Annotated in this window: 2 protein-coding genes and 1 pseudogene; 1 reads left to right on the forward strand and 2 read right to left on the reverse strand. The window is 67.6% G+C overall.

The annotated features are described in order from the left end of the window. Positions 1 to 287 (reverse strand): annotated as a pseudogene (locus VFM98_RS25665) (hypothetical protein); the annotation flags it as partial. A 15-nt stretch (positions 288 to 302) separates the two neighbouring features. Then, on the reverse strand, positions 303 to 866 hold the full coding sequence (locus tag VFM98_RS25670) for a glycine zipper 2TM domain-containing protein (protein WP_325112721.1): 564 nt from the start codon (positions 864 to 866) through the stop codon (positions 303 to 305). A 153-nt stretch (positions 867 to 1019) separates the two neighbouring features. On the opposite strand from VFM98_RS25670, the gene VFM98_RS25675 reads away from it, so the two are divergent. Beyond that, a complete protein-coding gene (locus VFM98_RS25675; RefSeq protein WP_325112722.1) occupies positions 1020 to 1838 on the forward strand; it encodes a TatD family hydrolase in 819 nt (272 codons plus the stop codon). The last annotated feature ends 208 nt before the right edge of the window (positions 1839 to 2046 follow it).

A 2046-nucleotide genomic window follows, 5' to 3' on the forward strand; every position in this document is an offset into this window, starting at 1 on the left:
GCCACGTCCTTGCCGTTGCCCTTGCCCACCTGGTTGCCCAGGATGCCGCCAGCCACTGCGCCGATCACCGCGCCGAGCGTACCGTTGCTCTTGCGCTCCACGTAGACCTGCTGGACTTCCTTGACCACGCCGCAGTTGCCGCAACGCGCCGGCTCGCGATAGCCGTAATCCGCTGCCGGCCGCGAGTAAGCGCCGTTGCCATAGGGTGCCGTCTGGCAGCCGGCCAGCGCGAGGGTGGCAGCGAGCGCCAGCGCGGCGCCGATCGTCGTGTTCGGAGAACGCATCATGGAAACCTCCTTCAATCAGCGGGCGTCGGAAACGGACGTCACACCCTCTTCCACCTTCACCCGATCGCCCGGATCGTGGTCCATCCGAACGGTGCGGGTGACGCCGTTGTACTCATAGCGCACGTCGTATCCGACCAGCTTGGTGCTGGTGTTGTTGACGGTCTCGCAGCGGCGCTCGGTGGTCGAGGTGGTCGTCGCGTGCTGGCGGCTCTCCTGAATCTTCTTGCCGGCGTAACCACCGCCGACGGCACCGGCGACGGTCGCCAGCGTCTTGCCCTTGCCGCCACCCACCTGGTTACCCAGCACGCCGCCCACGATGGCACCAATGGCGGTACCGGCGATCTGGTGCTGGTCCTTCGGCGGCGTAGTCGTGTTCACGACTTCGTCGTGGCAGACCTGCTTGGGGTTGTTGACCGTCTCGCGTACCGGATCGACGCTCACCACCTTGGCGTACTTCGCGCCGTCCGCGCTGGCGGCGACACCGGCATCGGCATTCGCGTCGCGATTGCAGGCGGCGAGGCCCATCGCCAGGGCGGAAGCCATACCCGCGTGCAGCACGTTGACTATCAGTCGGTTCATGGTGACTCTCCTGTGTTTGATCGGTCGGCAGGCTGCGCATGAGGCGCCCCTGCGCCTGCCGCCCGGACATTGAAACGCGTTTTAACTGAATATGACCTAGCTTTTTGCGGTCACTTCATCTTCACGTGATGCGCAACAAGGAACCCCGCGATCATGCAGGACACCTCGGGCCGCCCGGCAGCACCACTGGTCGACAGCCATCTGCACCTGGACGACCGACGCTTCGACACCGACCGTGACGCCGTGCTCGCGCGGGCACGCGAGGCCGGGGTGTCGGCCATGGTCGTGCCGGCGACCTGCCGCGCCGGATGGGCAAGCATCGCCGAGCTGGCGTCGCGGCACCGTGACGTGTATCCGGCCTATGGCCTGCATCCGGTGTTCCTCGCCGCACATCGCGGCGGCGACGCCGAGGCGCTTGCGCGCTGGCTCGATGACCACGCCGCCGTGGCGGTGGGCGAGATCGGCCTGGACTTCCACGACGCTGCACTGGATCCGCAGGAGCAGCGGCGACTTTTCGCGAGGCAGCTGGCAATCGCCCAAGAGCGCAGGCTGCCGGTGATCATCCACGCCCGGCGTGCCGTCGAGGCCGTGATCATGGAGCTGCGCCGCCATCCCGTACTGCGTGGCGTGGTGCACAGCTACGGCGGCAGCATCGAGCAGGCCCGCCAGCTGTGGGGGCACGGCTTCCTGATCGGCCTGGGCGGCCCACTCAGCCATGCCCGTGCGCAGCGCCTGCATCGCCTGGTGGCAGCCATGCCGCTCGACCAGCTGCTGCTGGAAAGCGACGCCCCCGACCAGCCAGGCGCCGAGCACCGGGGTGAACGCAACGAACCGGCGTGGCTCCCCCTGACCCGCGATCACGTCGCCCGCTGGCGCGACGAGGACCCGGATGCCATCGCCCGCGCCACCAGCATCAACGCCGAGCGCCTGTTCGGGCTGTCGCGCTGGACAGAGGCCGCCGGACAGGCCTGACCCCGCTTGCCGCCGCGCCGCACGCCTTGCTATCTTTTTAGTTCATCAATGAAATATGAACTGGTGAAATGGCGACGTTGGAGACCTGCATCGCGATGATGGACGAGGGCATCGGCCGCATCGGCGATGCCCTGCCCGCGTTGCCGTCCGACCAGGCACGACTGAGCCGCCTGATGCTGATGGTCGGCGGCCGGATCCAGGAGGAGCT

The sequence above is a fragment of the Ramlibacter sp. genome (genome assembly GCF_035706265.1).
In the GTDB taxonomy this organism is placed as follows: Bacteria; Pseudomonadota; Gammaproteobacteria; order Burkholderiales; family Burkholderiaceae_C; genus Ramlibacter.

What these genes read in the sequence shown, in the direction of transcription:
- VFM98_RS25675 (WP_325112722.1), top strand. Translation starts at nt 1,020, where the DNA reads ATGCAGGACACCTCGGGCCGCCCGGCAGCACCACTGGTCGACAGCCAT.
- VFM98_RS25670 (WP_325112721.1), bottom strand. Translation starts at nt 866, where the DNA reads ATGAACCGACTGATAGTCAACGTGCTGCACGCGGGTATGGCTTCCGCC.